Source organism: Amycolatopsis sp. NPDC039088, from assembly GCF_055598845.1.
This window is the reverse complement of the sequence record NZ_JBVKAE010000050.1, coordinates 20,440-40,905: the sequence shown is the minus strand read 5'-3', so window position 1 is coordinate 40,905 and position 20,466 is coordinate 20,440. Positions and strand designations below refer to the sequence as shown.

At 65.4% G+C, this 20,466-nt stretch carries 11 protein-coding genes; 7 read left to right on the top strand and 4 right to left on the bottom strand.

Features of this window, described 5'->3' with window-relative positions:
* Positions 1-156: 156 nt before the first annotated feature.
* The 4 genes from ACZ7KI_RS39050 to ACZ7KI_RS39035 all read left to right on the top strand — a co-directional run bounded on the left by ACZ7KI_RS39050 (position 157) and on the right by ACZ7KI_RS39035 (position 4,340).
* Positions 157-1,281 carry an acyl-CoA dehydrogenase family protein gene (locus ACZ7KI_RS39050; protein WP_470278043.1) on the top strand — a complete coding sequence of 375 codons (1,125 nt, stop codon included), beginning with the start codon at positions 157-159 and terminating at the stop codon, positions 1,279-1,281.
* A gap of 10 nt (positions 1,282-1,291) precedes the next feature.
* Entirely contained in the window at positions 1,292-2,143 is an 852-nt protein-coding gene (locus tag ACZ7KI_RS39045) for a phosphate/phosphite/phosphonate ABC transporter substrate-binding protein (RefSeq protein ID WP_470278042.1), read from the top strand.
* Positions 2,140-3,345 carry a ferritin-like domain-containing protein gene (locus ACZ7KI_RS39040; protein ID WP_470278041.1) on the top strand — a complete coding sequence of 402 codons (1,206 nt, stop codon included), beginning with the start codon at positions 2,140-2,142 and terminating at the stop codon, positions 3,343-3,345. Before ACZ7KI_RS39045 ends, ACZ7KI_RS39040 begins: the two co-directional genes overlap by 4 nt.
* Before the next feature lie 77 nt (positions 3,346-3,422).
* Positions 3,423-4,340, top strand: a complete 918-nt coding sequence (locus ACZ7KI_RS39035) for an NAD(P)/FAD-dependent oxidoreductase (RefSeq protein WP_470278040.1) — start codon at positions 3,423-3,425, stop codon at positions 4,338-4,340.
* On the opposite strand, the gene ACZ7KI_RS39030 is transcribed toward ACZ7KI_RS39035, so the two are convergent.
* The 3 genes from ACZ7KI_RS39030 to ACZ7KI_RS39020 all read right to left on the bottom strand — a co-directional run bounded on the left by ACZ7KI_RS39030 (position 4,323) and on the right by ACZ7KI_RS39020 (position 16,125).
* Positions 4,323-8,804 carry an amino acid adenylation domain-containing protein gene (locus tag ACZ7KI_RS39030; RefSeq protein ID WP_470278039.1) on the bottom strand — a complete coding sequence of 1,494 codons (4,482 nt, stop codon included), beginning with the start codon at positions 8,802-8,804 and terminating at the stop codon, positions 4,323-4,325. The two genes, ACZ7KI_RS39035 and ACZ7KI_RS39030, sit on opposite strands and share 18 nt — an antisense overlap.
* Positions 8,797-15,237 (bottom strand): amino acid adenylation domain-containing protein, encoded by a 6,441-nt coding sequence (locus ACZ7KI_RS39025; RefSeq protein ID WP_470278038.1) that lies wholly within the window; start codon positions 15,235-15,237, stop codon positions 8,797-8,799. The genes ACZ7KI_RS39030 and ACZ7KI_RS39025 overlap by 8 nt, the downstream gene beginning before the upstream one ends.
* Before the next feature lie 219 nt (positions 15,238-15,456).
* A complete protein-coding gene (locus tag ACZ7KI_RS39020; RefSeq protein ID WP_470278037.1) occupies positions 15,457-16,125 on the bottom strand; it encodes an ArsR/SmtB family transcription factor in 669 nt (222 codons plus the stop codon).
* A gap of 242 nt (positions 16,126-16,367) precedes the next feature.
* On the opposite strand from ACZ7KI_RS39020, the gene selD reads away from it, so the two are divergent.
* From selD to ACZ7KI_RS39005, 3 genes are all read left to right on the top strand, one after another.
* Positions 16,368-17,444: a selenide, water dikinase SelD gene (gene selD / locus ACZ7KI_RS39015; protein ID WP_470278036.1), complete on the top strand. Its 1,077-nt coding sequence runs from the start codon at positions 16,368-16,370 to the stop codon at positions 17,442-17,444.
* Positions 17,445-17,475: 31 nt separating this feature from the next.
* Positions 17,476-18,528, top strand: coding sequence for a polyprenyl synthetase family protein (locus ACZ7KI_RS39010; protein ID WP_470278035.1), 1,053 nt, complete (start codon positions 17,476-17,478; stop codon positions 18,526-18,528).
* Between the two features lie 232 nt (positions 18,529-18,760).
* A complete protein-coding gene (locus ACZ7KI_RS39005) occupies positions 18,761-19,252 on the top strand; it encodes an enediyne antibiotic chromoprotein (RefSeq protein ID WP_470278034.1) in 492 nt (163 codons plus the stop codon).
* Positions 19,253-19,309: 57 nt separating this feature from the next.
* Here ACZ7KI_RS39005 and ACZ7KI_RS39000 read toward each other — a convergent pair whose 3' ends face one another.
* Positions 19,310-20,362 carry a flavin-containing monooxygenase gene (locus tag ACZ7KI_RS39000; RefSeq protein WP_470278033.1) on the bottom strand — a complete coding sequence of 351 codons (1,053 nt, stop codon included), beginning with the start codon at positions 20,360-20,362 and terminating at the stop codon, positions 19,310-19,312.
* Positions 20,363-20,466 lie beyond the last annotated feature (104 nt).

Below are 20,466 nucleotides of genomic sequence, written 5' to 3'. Positions count from 1 at the left end.
TGGACACACGATTGGGTGATGGCTAGTCTGACGTTCGTCCAGAGACTTTTGGAGTACTTACGTCGAGGGGTTCCGCGGGGCAAACGAAACGCGGGGGTCTGTCCTTTGCCCGGGGGTCATCGTGGGCTTGCTCGGCGAGATGGGGTGGTGTCTGGCGTGTCCGCAGACTATGCAGCAGCGCTGGAATCTGTCATCAGTAACGTTGTGGCGCCGGAGGCGGTGGAAACCGATCGGAGTGGCGAATTTCCGCAGAATTCCGTGGAAGCGCTGGGTAAAGCTGGAATTCTCGGCCTGTTGAGTTCTACTGATATGGGCGGTGGGGGAAGAAGCCTCGCCGACGGCGCTGTCGTCATCGAGAAGCTGGCGTCCAGTTGTGGCTCGACGGCAATGATCGTACTCATGCACTATGCCGGGACGGCGATCCTCGAGGCACATGGCAGCGAGGAAACCCGGCGCGCCATCGCGGCAGGTGAACATCTCACTACGCTGGCCTTCTCGGAATCCGGTTCCCGGAGCCATTTCTGGGCTCCTATGAGCAGTGCGGCGAGCGACGGCAACGGCAAGGTGGAACTCAACGCGAGTAAAAGTTGGGTCACCGCGGCAGGGCAGGCGGACAGCTACGTCTGGTCCAGTCGGCCGATCAGTGCCGAAGGGCCGATGACCTTGTGGTCAGTACCTTCCGGTTCCGATGGCTTGACCGTGCGTGGAAAATTCGACGGGCTCGGCCTTCGGGGAAATGCCTCCAATCCTGTGGCCGGGGAATCGGTGCAGGTTCCCAAGGAGGCGATGCTCGGTGAAGACGGCGCGGGCTTGGACATCGCGTTGCAGACGGCGCTTCCCTGCTTCCTCGTCCTGAACGCGGCCTTCTCGCTGGGTCTGATGCAGGCGCAGATCGCCGAGGCAGGCGAGCATCTGAAGAACACCCACTTGGCTCACCTCGGCCAATCCTTGGCCGAGCAGGAACATCACCGCACGCAGTATGCCCGTCTGCTCACGAAAGTCGATGAAGTCCGCGCTTTCCTGCAGGACACCTTGCAGGCACTCGGTTCCGGCCGGGCGGACGCGACTCTGCGGGTTCTGCAGGTGAAGGCGGTCGCCGCCGAGGCGGCGAGCGAAGTGTCCGACGGTGTCATGCGGCTTTGCGGAGGTTCCGCCTTCCGCAAGGAACTCGGCGTCGAACGCCGGTTCCGCGACTCGCTCGCCGCGCGAGTCATGGCACCGACCACCGAGGCGTTGCGCGATTTCGTCGGACGGGCCGCGCTCGGCCTGCCGCTGTTCTGAGGGGAAGTACATGACACTGTTGATGGGGGCCGTCGCATACGACCCCAAGGTGGTGACCATCTGGGGTGGCTTCCGATCTTGGCTCCAGGCTCGTGGTCTGCCCTTCGACTTCGTGCTGTATTCGCATTACGAACGACAGGTCGAGGACCTCGTGGATGGAAAGATCCACGCAGCGTGGAATTCACCGTTGGCGTGGCTCCGTGCCGAACGCCTCGCGAAGGCGAAGGGGCGATCCGTGAGCCCCCTCGTCATGCGTGACACCGACCGCGATCTCACCTCGGTCTTCCTTGTTCGCACTGACTCGCCGTACGAAAAGGTCTCTGATCTCAAAGGGCGGACGGTCGGGCTCGGTGCGATCGACTCGCCTCAGGCGACCTTGGTCCCACGGTCATTCCTGCGTGAGGCGGGCCTGACACCGGGCGATGACGTGACTATCCGGCGTTACGACGTCGGCGTCGGTCTTCACGGTGATCACATCGGTGGTGAACGAGATGCCGCTCGCGCTCTTCTGGCCGGTGATGTCGAAGCGGCCGCCGTGATCGACATGAACCACCTGCTGTTCGGCCGAGAGGGGACTCTGCCGCCTGGAAGTACGCGAGTTCTCGCCCAAACTTCCACCTACGACCATTGCAACCTGACGGTGGTCGACTCGGCTCCGGCCGACCTGGTCAAGAAGTTCGGCGACCTTCTGCTGTCGATGTCGTATGCCGATCCCGAGGTTCGGCCGTTGCTGGATCTCGAGGGCCTGAAGATGTGGTACGAGGGCCGCAGCAGCAACTACTCCCTGCTCGCGACCGCGGTGGAGGAGGAAGGTTTCTACGACGCCGACGGCAGCGTGACTGCCGAGGAGTACACCCCATGACAGCAGCATCCGGAGTCCTCGACCTCGAGGAACTTGGTTTCGAACGTGGCGCTCATCTTCTGGTGCAGCAGGCACTCAAGGGGATGCACCCAGGGCAAGAACTCGGTGTCACGGGGGCGGACCCGGCGCTCACCGTGCATCTCGAAGCATGGTGCAGGCAGAACGGCCACCGGGTCCGTCAGGCGGTCGACACCGACTTCGGCATTCGTGCCTGGGTGGTTCGCGGGCGAGCGGATCTTGACCGGTGGGCCGGCGCGCAACGCGCCGGTTCCCCCGGGGTCGACGGGATCGTGGAGAACCCGCCGGCGGATTGGGGGCTCGCCGCCCGTGGCGCGCTGATCGAGAGCGGTGGACCGCAGACGCCGTTCGACATCACCCATCGCGATCTCGTGTGGGCGGAGATCGCGCCGGCGTTGTACGCCAGCGCCGCGTCGGCGCAATGGGATCCCAACACCGCGATCGACTGGAATGCCGACTTCACCCTCAAACCGGAGATCGAGCAGGCGGTCGTCCAGGTGATGACCTATCTGATCGAAAACGAACAGGCCGCCCTGGTCATCCCGTCGAAGTTGCTGGCCCGGGTGCACCCTCATTTCCGCGAGGTGCTTCAACTGCTGGCAGTCCAGGCCGCGGATGAGGCCAGGCATATGGAGGTCTTCACCCGCCGAGCGCTGCTGCATGGCGGTGAAATGGGCACCTCGTCGGTGAGTGGTCGCGAGTCACTGTCGACGTTGCTGGAAGAGGCTGAGTTCTCGATGGCTTCGTTCCTGCTGTCGGTGCTCGGTGAGGGGAGTTTCCTCAATTTGCTGGAGTTCCTCGACAAGAACGCGCCAGATCCGGTCACCCGCCAGGTGACAAGGATGGCGCGTCGGGACGAGGCTCGGCATGTGGCTTTCGGAGTCGCGCATCTGCAGCATCAGGCCGACTTGGATCCGAGTGTTCGCCACCGTATGCGTGCGGCGGTGGAGCGGCGATACGAGTCCCTCGTCGATACCTCTGGGTTGAATCAGGACGTCTTCGACTCACTGGTCGTTCTCGCCGCGGGGGACTGGACTCCTGCGGCGATCGCGAAGGGCTACGACTCGGTCATGAAGCTGCAGTCCGAAATGGACGACGGCCGTCAGCGCCGGTTGATCCATCTGGGGTTCCCGTCCAGTGAGGCGGCGGATCTGTCCGCCTTGCACACGAAGAATTTCATGTAGTTCGACGCTCGTCGGAGGCCGCCGCCACTGCCGTGTGCAGGAGCGGCGGCCTCGGCTCGCTGGAAAAAGAGGAACGCATGTACGACGTCATCGTCGTGGGCGGTGGTATCGCAGGACTGAGCGCGGCACAGGTGCTCGGCCGGGCGCACCGGAACACGCTCGTGGTCTTGGGTGGCGAGCCGCGGAACGCGCCGGCCGACGGCATTCACGGGGTCCCGACTCGCGACGGCGCCCCACCGGCCGAGTTCATCCGGGAGGGCACCGCCGAGCTCGAGCGGTATCCGAGCGTGACGGTTCGACGCGACAGCGCCATCACTGTCGACGGGGGACGTGGCGACTTCGTCGTTCAGCTGGGCAATGGTGAGTTCGTCGGAGGGCGACGCTTGATCCTGGCCACCGGGGTCACGGATGACCTCCCCGAAATCGAAGGCCTCACGCAACGGTGGGGGCGTTCCGTGCTGCATTGCCCCTACTGCCACGGATGGGAGGTGTCAGGCGGGGCTTTGGCGGTCATCGCGTTGTCCGTCCTGGACGCCTACATGGCTGCCCACCTGACACAGTGGAGCAAAGACGTCTTGTTCTGTGTGAACGGAGTCGAGCTGTACGAGTCCCAGTACGTCACGTTGAACTCCGCCGGTGTCCGTGTGCATCCAGGGAAAGTCGTCGGGCTCCGGGGGAGCGGCCCCGGTTTCGGATCCATCGAGTTCGAGGATGGGCAGACAGTCACCCGCGACGCGCTGTTCATCCAGGCACCTACTCGGCAGCGCAGCAGCTTGCCGGCGGACCTCGGATGCGAGTTGCTCGACGACGGATCCGTCGCGGTGGACGAACTGGGAAAGACGTCGGTCCACGGCGTCTACGCCGCCGGGGACATGGCGAGGAGGCAGTCGCAGGAACCGGGCCTCACTTTCGTGGCCACTGCGATGAACGACGGCGTGTTGACGGCGATCGCCGTCAACCGCGAGCTGTTCTTCACCTCACTCGACTTCGGCTAGCACAGCAAGCGTCGTATCGGGCCGCTGCGTTCCGCGTGTGAGAATCGTCCGCAGGTGCTCGTACACCGACTCGATCTCGGGGATGTCGAAGCGGGCGGCGTTGTACATGAACTCGCCGACGAGGGACCCGTCGGTTGGTTGCCTGTGCAGGTAGATGAAGAGGTCGGCCGGAGGCATGTCGACCTCGCCGGAACGCTCGGGCCACCACGGCGCGACGTCCACCGGTCCGGCGCGGCCAGGTACCCGCACGGTCCCGGTCTGGTCGTCGACCCATTCGAGTGCGATGCCTTGCGTGCCCATGTTGTTGACGGTGGCGAACTCGGAGATCGCCGCCATTTCGCTCAACGGCAACGTTTGATGCTCCCAAGCCTCGCGCATGCCGTCACGAACCCGCCGCACGACCTCGGCGAACGAGGGGGCTCCGGCGAGGTTCGTCGGGAACATCATGCCGTGGACGAAGCAGCCGACCACATTCTCCAGCTCCGGACGTGTCCGTCCGCCCACCGGCGCTGAAACGGTGATCACGTCTTCGTTTACCCTGGCCCACACCATCGTTTGGACAGCGGCCATCAAGACGGCGAAGACCGTCGTCCGCTCCCGCCGAGCCAGGTGTGTAGCGGCGTCGAGGATCCCGGGTTCGAAGCTCACCCGCAGTATTCGCCCTCGCATCTCGTGGAGCGGTACCGGGGGCTTGGCGCTCGGCAGTTGCATCGGCGGTGCCCCGGCCATACGGCGTCGCCAGAAGTCGGCGGTCGCTTTGAGCCGGTTGCCTGTGAGATGAGCTCGTTGCCAGACCGCGTAGTCGAGATAGTCGACCGGGAGCGGCGGCAGCTCGGCCGGCAGGCCGGTCGCCGCGGCACGGTAGAGCTCCAGGAGATCGCGGTGCAGCAACATCATCGACCAGCCGTCGCACACCATGTGGTCCAAGCCGAGATGCAGGACGAAGTGATCGTCGGCGATCTTGACGAGCGCGGCACGGTGAAGTGGTCGATCTGCCAGTGGGTCGAACGTGGACACCACGTCTTCGGCAAGGATTAGCCCGGCTCGGTCAAGAGCTTCGCGCTCGGGCAGATCGGTCAGGTCGTACTCGGCGATCGGTGTCGGGGCTTTAGCGAGCGGACGCTGGACGGTCTGGCCGGCGTCGTCCCGTTCGAAGGTCATCCGGAGCGCGGGATGTCTGTCGGTGAGGGAGATCAGAGCCCGGTACAACGCACCCATGTCCAGGGCCCCGTGGAAAGACAAGGACATACGCGGCACGTACTGGGTGTTGCCGGGAGTCATCGCGTTGAGGATCTGGATCATTTCCTGTGCGAAGGTCAGCGGCACGTGTCCCGGCCGGTCGCCGTGGGATACCGGCGGAAGGTTGTCGATGGGAAGCCTGCGTTGAAGATAGGCGGCCAGTTCGCCAACGGTCGGTTTCTCGAAGATCGTCCCGATGGGGATGTCGATGTCGTCGCGGTGCAGTGCCGCGGCGAGCCGCATGCTGGTGAGCGAGTCGCCGCCCAGCTCGAAGAAGTTGTCATCGACACCGACCTCGTCGACACCCAGGATCACGGCCCAGCTCGCGGCCAGCCTGGACTCCAGCTCGGTTCGCGGAGGCGTCGACGGCATCGGTGACGACGAGCGTGAACTCGGCAAGGCAGGGAGTGCGGAGCGATCGAGTTTGCCGTTGGCGCTGAGCGGGAGTTTCTCGAGTGGGATGAAGACCGAAGGGACGAGGTAGTGGGGTAGAAGCTCGCTGAGGTGCTCCCGCAGCTCCCTGCCGGACACTGCGGTCGGCGTGACGACGTAGGCGACCAGGCGCTTGTCCACGTCGCCCCGGGCGACAACGGCCGCCGCGGCCACGCCGGGGTGCCGCAGCAGCGCCACTTCGACTTCGCCAGGTTCTACTCGGAAGCCGTGGATCTTGACCTGATCATCCAGTCGGCCCAAGAACCGGATGACGCCTCCGCGGTCGTAGCGGCCGAGATCACCTGTCCGGTAGAGCCGCTCGCCGTTCAAGGGGTTCGAAACGAACGCCGCGGCCGTGCGGTCGGCGTCCCGCCAGTATTCGCGTGCCAGGCCCCGGCCACCGATGCAGAGCTCGCCGGGTACACCGGCGGGAACCGGCTCCAGGCTCGCGCTCAAGATGCGGAATCGCTGGTTGTCGAGCGGAGTGCCATAGGGGATCGACTCCCAGGCCGTATCCACCTGCTCGACCGGATAGCTGATCGACCAGATCGACGCCTCGGTCGCTCCGCCCAGACTCACGACCGCGGCGTCGGGCGCCACCTTACGGAATCGGTCCGGTAATGACACAGAAATCCAGTCGCCGCTCAGCAGGGCAAGGCGGAGCGAGGAGAGGCTCGGCGCGGTGTGCTGGGCGTGCTCGACCAGCAAGTCCAAGACGGCCGGTACCGAGTTCCAGATGGTCACCTTCTGCTCGGTGATCCAGGCAGACCAGCGGGCAGGCTCCTGCGCCGCGGACGATTCGGGGAGCACGATCGCCGCACCCGCCGCCAGGGTGCCGAAGATGTCGTAGACCGAGAGATCGAAGGTCAACGATGAGAGGCCGAGCACTCGATCCTCGGGTCCCACGTCATGTCGGTCATTGATGTCGAGAACAGTGTTGGCGGCCGCGCGATGCTCGATGGCGACGCCTTTCGGTACACCGGTCGAGCCTGATGTGAAGATCACATAGGCCAGGTCCGAAGGACTTCCGGTGCCGATCGAAGCCGCCGCTCTCGCCGAGGGGAGGTTTTCTGGGACGGTCAAGGTTTCCATCGAGTCAAGACCACGGAGTCCGGGCTCCACGATGGCGACACGGCATTCGCCACGCTCCAGAAGCTCGGCTCGCCGGGTTGTCGGCCAGCGAGGATCGATCGGAAGGTAGGCCCCGCCGGCGCGGAGTACAGCGAGCACCGCCACCACTTGGCGCCAGCCGCGGTCGAGAATGACGCCGACCAGCTGATTCGGTGCTATCCCGTGGTCGGTCAGACGGCCTGCCAGCGCCGCTGAACGGTGATCGAGGTCGGCATAGGTCAAGGTCCGCTCGGTGTCGATCACCGCGACGGCGTGCGGCGTCACAGCCACCTGACGAAGAAACAGCTCGTCCAGCCGCTGGTCGGGTCGCTCGACCGAAGTCGCGTTCCAGCTGTCCTGCAGCAGGAGTTCTTCGTCGCTCAGCATCGGCAGGTTCGAGGCGGCTTGCCGCGGGTCCCTGACCATGCCGGTGAGGATGGTGCGGAGGTGTCCGGCGAGGCGTCGCATCCATGGGCTGTCGAATCGGGACCGGTCGTAGGTGATCCGGAACCGGAGCTGCCGGCCACCCGTGACGACGACCGTCACGGGGTAGTTGGTGACGCCACTGCTCAGCACGGTCTCGACGCCCACGGCGCCGACCTCTTCCTGAGCTGTCGCGTCCGTGAGGTGGTTCTCGAACGCGAGTACGGTCTCGAACAACGGCACACCGCGCGCGACCTGGGTATACGCGTGGATGTCGAGGAGCGAAACGTGTTCGTGCTCCAAGGCGTCGATCTGATCGCGTTGCAGGTCATGAAGCCAGCTGCCGACTTGTCCGGAGGTGACCGAGGTTCGCAACGGTGTCGTACACACGAACGGCCCGACCATCTCTTCGACCCGCGGCAGGTCGAGAGGGCGCCCGGCGCTCGTGACACCGAAGACGACGTCTTCGGCTCCGGTGTAGCGGTGGAGCAGGACCGCCCAGGCGCCTTGAACGAGGGTGCTGGCCGTGAGCCGCTCCGCGCGGCATAGTTCTCGCAGATCGCGCGTTTCGTCGGCTGTCAGTTCACTTTGGACCGACGAATGCCCGCCGGTGAGATCAGGTTCAAAGCCGTCCGGGAGCCGCAGTGGTGTGGTGAATCCGCGCATCCGAGCGCGCCAGAATTCCTTGCCAGTAGACATATCCTGGTTCTTCAACCACGCCACATGCTCGCGAAACGGTGGCCGCGGCGTCGGCGTCGGCTGGTGACCGGCGCACAAGGCGTTGTGTGCCCGCAGGAGTTCGCGCCGGAGTTCGCCGACGCTCCATCCGTCGAGGATCCCGTGATGGCAGGTCCAGACGAGCCAGTTCCGGGCCGGTTCCAGCTGGATGAGATCCAGACGGGCGAGCGGGGCGTACCTGAGATCGAGGGCAGGGATGGAGTCGATGAAATCCTGGAGGCGGTCCGCTCGCTGCTCGGACGGGACGTGGAGCCAGTCGTGCTGAGCAAGATCGGCCTCGACGGCGTGATGGACCGCCTGGAGTGGACTTTCTGTTTCTTCCCAGATGAAACTGGTGCGGAGAACGCCGTTGTTGTCGACGACGTGTTGCCAGGCTTCGCGCAGGAGCCGAGGTTCGACGGGCCCGGACAGCTGCCAGACGACCTGCTCCCGGTAGACCGCCGTGTCCGTGGTGCTGATCGTGTGGAAAAGCATGCCCTGCTGCGGAAGCGTGAGCGGGTAGAGATCCTCGACATCAGCCATGGGAATGTCCTTTGCGGCGGTCCAGTGCGGACAGTACGTCGGCGAGGGCATCGGAAGTCAGACCTGCCAAGGGAAAATCGTTCGTAGTTGGCGCATCGAGGACGGCGCCGCGCGGTGTCGGCTGGTCGATCACGGGTTGCGTGCGTGTACGAGTGGAGACGAATTCGGCGATAGTGGGATGCTCGAAGAGTTGCCGTTGCGTGCCGCCAAGGCCGTGCCGACGTGCCTGGATGACGATTTGCAACGCTGTGATCGAATCCCCTCCGAGATCGAAGAAGTCATCGTGTATGCCGATGCCCTGGACGCCGAGCACGTCACTCCAGATCTTCGCCAGTAATCGCTCGTCGTTGGTACGCGGACTGCTGGTGCCGTGGGCGTTTTCTGCCACGGCGACGGCATCTGGTAGCGCGCGGCGGTCGACCTTTCCGTTGGCGGTAAGCGGAAAGTGATCGAGGAACACGAACGTCGCGGGGACCATGGTCCGGGGCAGGGTCGAGCTGAGAAAGCGGCGGACGGCGGGAATCCCCGGTTTGTCGGCGGACCTGAGCAAGTAGCCGATGAGGCGGTCATCGCGCAGGATCACGACGCTGTCGGTGATCTGGGGATGCTTGCGAAGAGCGTCTTCGATCTCCGCGGGCTCGATTCGAGCTCCGCGGAACTTGATCTGATCGTCGCGGCGCCCCATGAATTCCAAGTGGCCGTCGGCTCGGCGGCGCACGTAGTCGCCGGTCCGGTAAAGGGGGGCTCCGGTACGCGGATGGCGGGGGAAGGTGGTCCGGGTGAGACCCGGCTGGTTCCAGTACCCCAGTGCGAGGCCGAGCCCTTCCACATGGAGCTCGCCGATCGCGCCGGGAGGTACTGGGTTCATCCCGGCGTCGAGGACGTGCACGCGCGTATTGGCGACGGGCAGGCCGAGCGGAACGGCTCCGTCGCCCGGTTCGACGCGGTATGTGAGCGACCAGATGGTCGTTTCGGTGGGTCCGTAGAGGTTCCAGAGTTCGGCGGTCCGGTCGAGCAATGCGTCGGCGAGGTCGCGCGGTAGCGCTTCGCCACCGCTCAAACAGCGCAACCGGCCGGCGCCCCTCCAGCCATTGGTGATCATCATGCGCCAGGTCGTCGGTGTCGCCTGCATCAGCGTGATCTCGTGTTCGTCGATGAGCTCGGCGAGTGCCGTGGCGTCTCGCGCCACGGGCGCGTCGGCGAGGACCACGCGCGCCCCGGCCAGCAGCGGCAGGAACAGCTCGAGCGCGGCGATGTCGAAGGCGATCGTCGTGATGGCGAGCAGGCGATCGTTCGCACGGATTCCCGGTTCGCAGTGGAAGGAGGACAGCGCGTTCGCGAGGGAGCGATGGCTGATTTGAACGGCTTTCGGGCGGCCGGCGGATCCTGACGTGTAGATGACGTACGCCGTGTCCTCCATGCTCCGTTGAGCTGCGGGCGTCGGCGGGCCGGGCTCGACCGGTGCGTCGACGTCGATAATGTCCTGTGTGGACGCGAGCACGGAACGAGTGGTCGCGTCGACCAGTAGCGCGTCCGCGTGAGCGTCCTCGAGCTGAAGCAGCGTTCGCGCTGGAGGATGGTCTGGATCGAGCGGCAGGTACGCGGCACCGCATCGAAGGACGGCCAGCAATGCGACGATGAGGTCAGCGCGCCTGCTGAGGCATACGCCGATGAGGGACCCTGGGCCATGCCCGCGTGCTTGAAGGATTCCGGTGAGGCGGTGGACGTTGCGCTCCAGGCGCCGGTAGGTCAGGTCATCGCCGGCTGCAGTGATCGCTATGGCGTCCGGTGACGAAATCGCCTGGGCGGCGATCTGGAGATCGACGGGCAGGGAAGGAACCTCTGCGCTGGGGCCCGCGAGTGGTTGCTGTTCGGCTGGGCCGAGCATCGCGAGTTCGCCGAGAGGCACGTCGGGTCGCTGGACGATTTCCTCCAGCAGGGTGGCGAGATGGCCGGCGATCTGCGCCGCACCGTCTTCGTCGATCCGGCCCGGGTCGAACTGAAGGGTCAGCCGTGGCCGGGGAAGAGTGTCGAGGAACAACGTGAGGGGCCACTGCGTACGGGTGGTGACCGAGGTGCGGGTCACGTCGAGCTCGTGGGTCTGCCAGCGATGCCTGTTCGCTGGATGGTTGTCGGTGATGACCGCGGTGTCGAAGAGCGGTTCGCCGTGGGACTGTCTTGTTTGGCTGAAGGCGCCAGGTAAGGCGTGCTCGTGGGACTGACACCGTAGGCGGTGTTCCTGGAGTTCGGTAAGCCAGGCGGCGGCGGGATACGACCGTGGTACGGCCGAGCGCAGCGGGAGGGTCACGACGTAGCTGCCGACGGCTTCGTCGATGTCCGGGATTTCGGAGGGGCGTCCGGCCGAGGTGATGCCGAAGGTGACCTCGTCGGTTCCTGTATAGCGCGAAAGGAGCAGGGCCCATGCACCATGGAGGATCGTCGTGATCGTCATACGGCGGGTTCTCGCCAGCTGCGCCAGTCTTGCGGCCGTCGAATCGCCGATATGCACGGCCAGTCGCTTCTGATGCCGGCTCGGCGTGTCGGCCACCAGTGGAAACCGGCATGGCTCGACGCCGTCGAGCGTCTTCGTCCAGAACTTGCTCTCGGCTTCGCGATCCTGCCGGTCGCGCCAGGTGAGATAGCGTCCCTGCGTCGGCAGCGGTTTCGCCGGCGTTCCGTGCCCCTGCCGTCTGGCTTCGTAGAAGCTCCAGAAGTCACGTTCCGAGACGGCGAGGGACCAGCCGTCCATCACCACGTGGTGCACCCGCCAGAGGATCTCGCTCCGCTTGTCGTCAAGGCGGATCAGAACTGCTTCGGCGAGTCCGTCGTCGTCGGTGTTCATCGGCTTGGTCAGCCAAGCGTTCCGTAGTCGCTCGGCGGCGGCCGTCTTCGACCGATGGTCGCTGAGGTCGCGTAGATCGGATACCTGCCAGCGGACGACCTGGGGGAGCGAGAGGTCGAAGTACGGCTTCCCGTCGTCGTCCCAAGTGATGGTGGCGCCCAGTAGTGGATGCCTGGTGTGCAGGTCGTGCCAAGCGCCATTCAGGTCGTCGACGCTCACCTTCCCGGTCAGCTGGTAGTGGCTGTGGACGACGTAGGTGGTGCTCTCGGGATCGGCGAGGCATGCGGCGAGAAGACCTGCTTGTGTGTCACTGAGCGGAAGCAGGGTCTGTTCGGAGACTGCGGGGCCGACGGGGGCAGCTTCGGTGAGAAGGGCAGCCTGAGCGGCGAGTGTGGGAGCCCGGAAGAAGTCCTCCGGTCTGAGATGGAAGCCGCGTGCCGCCAGGTGATGGAGGGCGACCGTAGCCGAAAGCGACGTGCCGCCAAGTTCGAGGAAGTTGTCGTCGATCCCGAAATCGGTCAAGCCGAGTGCCTCGCTCCAGGCATCGGCGAGCACGAGTTGAGCGGTGGTCTCCGGCTGTGCGCCCTGGGTACCGCGCTCGGAAGGCAGGCTCAGCCGTTGCCGATCGATCTTGCCATTGGCGGTCAACGGGAGTTCGTTCTCGATGACGAACAGGGACGGAACCAGGTAGCCGGGCAGTTGTCGTTCGAGCAGATCGCGCCAGTGCCGGACGAGGGGACGCTCGAGCACCCTCGGGCGGGGCCGGTTGGTGAAGGTCTCCCAGGGTTGTGCTGGTGGAGGTTCCTGCTTCGAAACCGGGTGCGGAGGGGCAAGTGGCAGGCCTTCGTCGGATTTTGCCCGGTCGGCTGCCGCGGCCAGTTCCGCCGCCGTTGTGCCGGTGTCGCTGGTGTTGAGCAACTCAACCAACGCCCGCTCTCGGGCGAGTCCCGCGAAATTTCTCTTCGGAGGGTCTTGCGTGGTGGAGTCGAGTCGCAGGACGACGTCGTAGCGATACTTGTTCAGCTCGGCGGGGCCGACGTCGTCGCGTGGCCGGACTTCCACCGAGCCGATACGGGCTGACAGTCGCCGCAGCTCGGGGAACAAGGCTGGATCTATGGCCAGTTCTTGTTCGGTGGCCGCCCGGGCGGCGATACGTTCGCGCAGGTCGTGCAGCGGTGTCTCGTCCGAAGCGCGGCTTACCTCGATATCCGCGTACAGGAGTGGCAGCAGGCCGCGATGGCGGATATCGCAGATGATGATCCGTCCGCCGGGCGCGGTGATCCGGACGGCATCGGCCAGGACGTTGATCAGATACCCGGCCGAGGGAAAGTACTGCGTTACCGAGCTGAGCAGTACGGTGTCAGCCGACGCGCTGGGGATGTCGGCGAGTTCGTGCGCGGCGTTCCGGCTCAGGGTGACCGCGCTCGGTTGGGTGTCGACCCAGGCCTGAACGTGGGCGAGGGCAACGTCGGAGGGGTCGACGGCGCGGTAGGTGTCCGCGTGGGATGCCAGGCGCCGTACGAGAATTCCCGTCCCGCAGCCGATCTCGAGTACGCGCCGCGGCGGGTCCTCCAGCACGATCCGCGTGATCGCGTCGGCCCAGGCGGTCATTTCTGTGACAGATAACGGTTCACCCGTGTGCGCGCTGGTCCAGCCTGCGAATTCGGGATGCTCACCGGTCAGGTCCGCGGAGCGGGTGTAGGCATGGTCGAAGACGTGACGCCACGCCGTGGTGACTTCGTTTTCGTTGGCGGGTGAAGCGGGCACGAGATGAGCGACGAGGGCGAGCTCACCGGCACCGGTTCGGTGGACCGCGGCAGCGGCAGCACTGACTCGCGGGAGCGCGTGCAGGGCCGCTTCGACTTCCCCGAGTTCGATGCGGAACCCACGGATCTTCACCTGCTGGTCCCGGCGGCCGAGGAAGTCGATCACGCCGTCTTCGGTTCGGACGCCGAGGTCTCCGGTGCGATAGAGCCTGCCGTACCGGGGATGGTCGAGAAAGCTTGCCGCGGTGAGTTCAGGCGCTCGCCAGTAGCCTCGGGCAAGACCTGCCCCGCCGATGTAGAGCTCGCCTGGCGCTCCTTCCGGAAGGGGCTGGCGGTGCTCGTCGAGGACGTGGAACCGCTGGTTGGCGAGCGGTCGTCCGTAAGGGATCGATGTCCAGGACGGAGACACTCGAGTGATCGTCTGGAAGATCGACCAGATCGACGCTTCGGTCGCGCCGCCCAGGCTGATGATCTCGGCGTGAGGTGCCGCCGAAAGCGCGCGACGCGGTAGTTCAAGCGGGATTCGATCACCGCTGAGGAGGATGAGGCGGAGCCGATGGAGAGCCGGATTCCGGTCGCCCGTGGCACTGAGTGCGGCTTGCAGCAGCGCCGGTACGGAGTTCCAGATGGTGACACCGGCTGAAGTCGCCCGCCTCAGCCAGTGCCATGGATCCTTTGACTCGGCGTCGGAGAGACAGACGATCGTCGCGCCTGCCGCGAGTGTGCCGAAGATGTCGTAGACCGACAGGTCGAACGACAGCGAGGACAGTGCCAGTACGCGATCCGCGGGGACGACGGCGAACCGATCGTTGATATCGAGAATCGTGTTGACCGCTCCGGCGTGGTCGATCATGACGCCCTTGGGATCGCCGGTGGAACCGGACGTGAAGATCACGTACGCCAGGTCGTCGGGCGAGCGAGGCGGAAGCCTGCTCGGCGAAGTCGCCGCTGCCGTCGCCGGGAACGGAACTGTCGCCGCTGCGAGGAGATCGTCTCCGGTCGACCGCTCTCCAGTCACGACCAGCCGGGATTCGCACCGCCGCAGCACAACCGCTTGACGGGCCTCTGGCCAGCCCGGATCGAGAGGAACGTACGCCGCGCCGGTGTACAGGACCGCGAGCGCCGCCGCTACCTGCTGCCAACCCCTCGGGAGGACGATTCCGACAATGTCGCCTGGGCCGGCTCCGCGGTCGAGGAGCGTATCGGCGAGACAACGACTCCAGTGATCGAGCTCCTGGTAGGTCAGGGAGCCGTCAGACCAGGTGACAGCGGTGGCATCCGGGTGTTTCCGGACCTGTTCCTCGAACAGCTCATCGAGACGGCATCCGGTACGCAGACCTCGCTCTGTGCGGTTCCACCGGTCAAGCTCATCCAGTTCCTCCACGGTCAGCGTGGAGATCTCACGAACGGTTGTCCGAGGTCCATTGATCCCGTGCGACGCGATGGTGGACATCCACGTGCCCAGGCGCTCGATCTTCATGCCGGTCGGCAGCGGGCCTGAGACCGTGAGCCAGGGCTTCCCGTGGCCATCGTCATGCCTGGCGAGGAACCAGTCGGGCGAATCCCGGTCCAGCTCCTCCGGGTTCCCGGCCAAAGCGGCTTGGACCTGTTCGACCAGCCGATGCCAGGCGATCGACGCGGCTACCTCGACAGACACGTCCCGGGTGTCGCCCGCACGGGATTCCCATCGCACCTTGAGCTGTCGGTCCGACGTCAAGCGTGACAAGAGCAGGGCTGCCGCAGACAGCACGACTACGTCCGAATAGGAGCGAGCCTCGGTCTGGGCCGGCTCGGTGAGCTGGACCGTGATTCCCTGTGCGGCCATCTGTCCCCCCGGCCGGCATGTTCGCGCGCGGACGAAGAAGCCGGCTTACAAGTCCCCCGGAGGACGGCGTCGACCCACCCCAGCCGTCCTATCCACTGTTCCGTGGATGATTGCACATCAGGGCGGCATTGTTAATGGGCTCGGCCCGTCGCCGAGAAGTGGCCGGGTTGCGTGTGAGCGCTGACCTGCTGGAAAGTTTGGTGAGCTCGGTTCAGGAAGTCAGGCCGCGGCCGCCGAGATCTGCCGTTGCTCGAGGCGCCACTCGATCATCCCGCCGTCAAGCCGACGGGCCGGGCGCCCCTTCGCTCGCAGAAGACGGACGGCGTCGTAGGAGAGAACGCAGTACTCCCCGCGGCAGTACGCCACGATCTCCACCTCGGAAGGAAGCTCGGCCAGCCGATCCGAAAGCTGGTCCAGGGGGATGGACTGGGCGCCATCGATGTGTCCTGCCGCGAACTCGGAAGCCGGACGTACGTCGATCAACAGGCAGCGCTTGGTGCGCACGCGTTCGAGGAGGTCGTTGCGGCTGACCGCTTCCACGCCGTCCTCGCCGAGGAAGTCGCGCGCCGCGCGTTCGGTCTCGGCCAGCTGCTTCGCAGCTACCTTTCGCACCGCGACGAAGGCTTCGAGAACCTCCTCGCCCGCGAGGCGGTAGAAGATTCGCGTGCCTTCCTTGCGGCTCGTGACCAGGCCACCCTGCCTGAGGGTCTGCAGGTGGGCCGACGCGGTGGTGAGTTTGAGCGAGGCGGCCTGGGCCAGCGACTCCACGGTGCGCTCGCCCTGGGCGAGCACGTCGATGAGCTCAAGCCGCTTCGGACTCGCCAGAGCTTTGCCGACTCGGGCGAACTGCTCGAAGACGGCGTCCTTGGGGCGCGCGTTGCCGGTCATTCGTCCAGTTTCTCATGGAGTTGTCGTTCTGCCGACAGCGGCATAGGTCCGAACGGGTGATGTAGGCAACATTGCCGACATGTGGACGACACTTCGGGTAAAAGCCGTACCGCTCGGTAGCTCGAGCCATGACAACGAATGCCGGAATCTGAGTCGAGAGTCGCGCTGGACTTACGCCTGCTGCACGATGCCTGCTAGCGTCAGGACTGTCGAGCACTCCTCCATGTAGTAATGGAGCACTAATGAGCCTTCCTCTGCACCCCCCGGCGGTCAAGCTGACCTCGTTGTCCCGCGGCGCGGGATGTGCGTGCAAGCTGCCGTTGTCCAAGCTTGAGGACATGTTCGCCTCTCTGGGTGCGGACCTCGAGCCGGCCTCGGGCGATCTGCTGATCGGAGCTGTCGAAGGCGACGATGCCGCGGTCTATCGCCTCGATGACGAGCGTGCCCTCATCCTCACCACGGACTTCTTCACGCCGATCGTCGATGACGCCCGCGAATGGGGCCGGATCGCCGCGGCCAATGCGCTCTCGGATGTCTACGCGATGGGCGGCATGCCGATCATCGCGGTCAACCTGACCGCGTGGCCGGGTGACGAGCTGCCGATGGACCTGCTCGCGGACGTCCTCCGCGGTGGCGCCGACGTGGCGAGGGAGGCCGGCTGCTTCGTGGTCGGCGGCCACACCATCGACGACCCGATCCCGAAGTACGGAATGGCCGTCGTCGGGTTGGCCCATCCGGATCAGCTCTTCCAGATCGACAAGCTCGCGGCAGGCGACACACTGGTTTTGACGAAGGCCATCGGCACCGGCGTCATCTCGACGGCGATCAAGAACGACGGGGCGGAACCCGCCTGGGTCGACGGCGCGATCGCGTCCATGACCACGTTGAACGCGGCCGCGAGCAAGATCGCCCGCCAGGCCGGAGCGGTCGCGGCCACCGATGTCACCGGGTTCAGCCTCGTGGGCCATCTGCATCGCATGGCCCGGGCCAGCGGACTGGCCGCCGAAATCGACGCCTCGGCGGTGCCGCTGCTGGAGGGGGCACGTGAGGCCATCGCCCGTGGCTTCGTGCCCGGCGGGACACGGGCGAACATGACGCATCTTTCCGGGAATGTGACGGTTGATCCGCAAGTGCCGGAGGATGTGGCCGTCTTGATGCACGACGCCCAGTCCTCGGGAGGTCTGCTGTTCGCCGTGCCCGCGGGCGGGGACGTCGCGTCAGCGGTTTCCGCGCTGCGGGCGGATGGTCATCCCGCCGCGGTGGTCGGCAGGGTAGTTGGGGGTAGCGCTGGCCAGGTCACGGTGCTCACTGGGCCGTAGTCGGGGGCAGTGCCGAGCGTAGGGAGGAACCATGAGCACAGTCTTGCCTGACGCGGCTGGGGCCGGCACGAGATACGAAACACCGTCGTCCTATGCCGACCTGCCACGGTACGGGCCGGACGTGACCGCGACGGTGGCCACGGAACTGGAACGGCGATGGGCGGGTGATCCGAGCTTCCTGGGCACGATGTGTCACTACGCCCTGGTGCCGACCGGGAAGCTCTTTCGGCCGACTTTGCTGGCGGAGTCGGCTCTGGCGGTCGGTGGCGAACTGGACTGGGTGCTACCGGCCGCTGTCGGGGCCGAATGCGGCCATGTGGCGAGCCTCGTCCACGACGACATCATCGACCACGATGATCTGCGCCGAGGCCGCGCGTCGGTGCAGCACAAGTTCGGCATCGGTGACGCGATCGTCGCCGGAGACGCGTTGATCTTCGATCTGTTCGCGGGCCTTGCCGAATGCCGGGAGACAGGAGTGCCGCCTGACCGGGTGGTCTCGGCCCTCGCGGCGGTGTCACGGGCCGGACTCGATCTATGTCGTGGGCAGTGCCTCGAATCCGAGCTGTCGCGGGATCTGCGTTTCGACGCCGACGCGTATTTGATGGTCGCCAAGCTCAAGACGGCCGCGTACTTCCGCGGTGCCTGCGAGAGTGGCGCGATCATGGGAGGCGGCCAGGCGTCCGACATCGAAGCACTCGCCGCCTACGGCGAGTATCTCGGTCTGGCCTTCCAGATCCATGACGACCTTCTGGCCTATGTTTCCGATCAGGAAGCGACGGGGAAATCCGCGACCAGTGACTTGGAAAACGCGCGGATGACGCTGCCGGTCATCAAGGCCTATCAAGCGGCGACCGAGGCCGAGCGGCAGATCATCCGGGATTGCATGGCGAAATCCCTCACGCCGCTCGATGCGTTGGATCTGCTGCATGACCTGTTGCGGCGGACCGGGGCGATCGAGGCCACTGCGGCCATCGCGCTCGATTACGCGCAGAAGGCGCGCTACGCGCTGGACTGCCTGCCCCCGTCGGCAAGCCGGGATCGGCTCTGCTGGATCGCGGAACTGGTCATCGCACGCGACCACTGATCGCCGTTCCGCTCCGGGCAACGCTGAAGCCGGGTGTGCCTCGCGCGCACCCGGCTTTTGTTGTGCGGTAAACACTTTTAGGTCGCTCGAAGCCCGCGATCGGCTCGATGATCGGCTCACCCGGATGCCACTTGACCTTGATCCACCACTGGGTACCCTCAATTTAGGGTACCCAGGTAATAATTACCTATATTCACGGTATGGTGTTGCTCGAGCGCACTGCAGGTGCCGGGTGACGTTTGCCGACATCCATGTGTACTGGGAGGAATTCATCATGATCATGTCCGGCAAGAGGCGGCTCGCAAGTGCGACGATGGCGCTCGCGGGTGCCGCCGCGCTGGTCGTTCTGGCGCAGCCCGCCTACGCGGACGCGCCGTCGATCAGTGTCAGCCCGGCGAGTGGTTTGTCCGACGGGCAAAGCGTCGGGGTCACCGGCGGCGGCTTCCCCGCTGGTTCGGGTATCGCGATCGTGCAGTGCAACGCGCCTAGCGACCCGGCCCAGCTCAGCTGTAACTACGCGGATTACGTGTCGACGACCGCCGATGGGGCAGGAGCGGTGTCGGCGTCCATCGTGGTGCGCTCGACGTTCAACGGAACCAACCCGGTCACCGGGCAGCCGGCCGGTCAGGTCGATTGTGCCGCTGGGCCGTGCTCGATCGCGGCGGGCAGCCAGGCTGACCCGTCCGTCTTCGCACCCCCGGCGTCGATCACCTTCGGCGGCTGAGTGAGGAGTCGCTGACGGGAGCCGGGACACCCCCACCGGCTCCCGTCGGCGATTCGATCAGGTCCGTTCGTTCAGTATCGCTCGCAGAAGCGCCGCGGACTCGGCGGTCACGCCGTTGAGGAGAGCGGAGTTGAGCTTTCCCTGCCAGGGCCGCCCGATCCAGAACAGGCCGGGGACGGGGGAGACACCGTGGTCCTGCACCGGCGCTCCCGAATCGTCGAGCGCGCCGTCTACTTTGACCCATTCATAGGAAGGGCGGTAGCCGGTGGACCACAGCACGCTCGGGAAGTCGTCGCGACTGCCATCGGCGAACATCACGGTCGAGCCGTCGCATTCGACCGCCGCGTGCGGGATGTGCCGGACGAGTCCGCGGTCGATCTTGCGCTTGAGGGAACGGCCGATCACGGTATCCGAATACGGCCGGACATAGCGGGAAATCGCCGCGTCCTTGTCGGAGCGGAGCATGCCGGTCAGATGCAGGATCCAGAAGATGCTGACGCCGAGCAGGGAGCGTGGCGAGAAGCCGATCGGTCCGTTGCTGGCGATCGTGACCTCATGCGTCGCGGAGAGTTCGTCGGCGATCTGGGCGGCGGAGTTTCCGCCGCCCACAACGAGAACCTTCCCGCTGGGAACTTCCGAGGGGCGACGGTAGGTGTGGGAGTGGCCCTGCCACACGGTGGGAGCCAGTCGAGTCGCGAAGTCCGGTATGCGCGGAGTGTGGAACGCTCCGGCGGCGATGATCACTTGTCGCGCCGTGAAGCTGTCGTCTGGCCCGGACACGAGGAAGCCCTCGTCGAGCTGTTCCACCTTCTGCACTGAAAAGCCGTGGCGTACCGGTAGGTCGAATTTGTCGCGATAGGACAGAAGGAAGTCGGCGATGTCGTCTTTGCGCGGGTAGTAAGGCGTCGACTTCGGCAGCTTCATACCGGGCAGGAAATCGAACGGGCGAGGTGTGAAGAGTTCGAGCGAATCCCACCGTTCGCGCCAGGAATCCCCGATGCGCTGGTGCGCGTCGACGATCATGAAGTTCAGGCCGGACTCCTGCAGTCGGTAGCCGATCCCCAGCCCCGCCTGTCCGCCGCCGATGACCAGGGCGTCGTACTGCGCCATGGAACCCTCCACTCGCTGTATCGGAAGCGCTGTCAGCGCCCATCTTGCCTACTTATCCGATATTCCACAATTAGCAGGAATATTGTATCGTGAGCCGGGTTCCT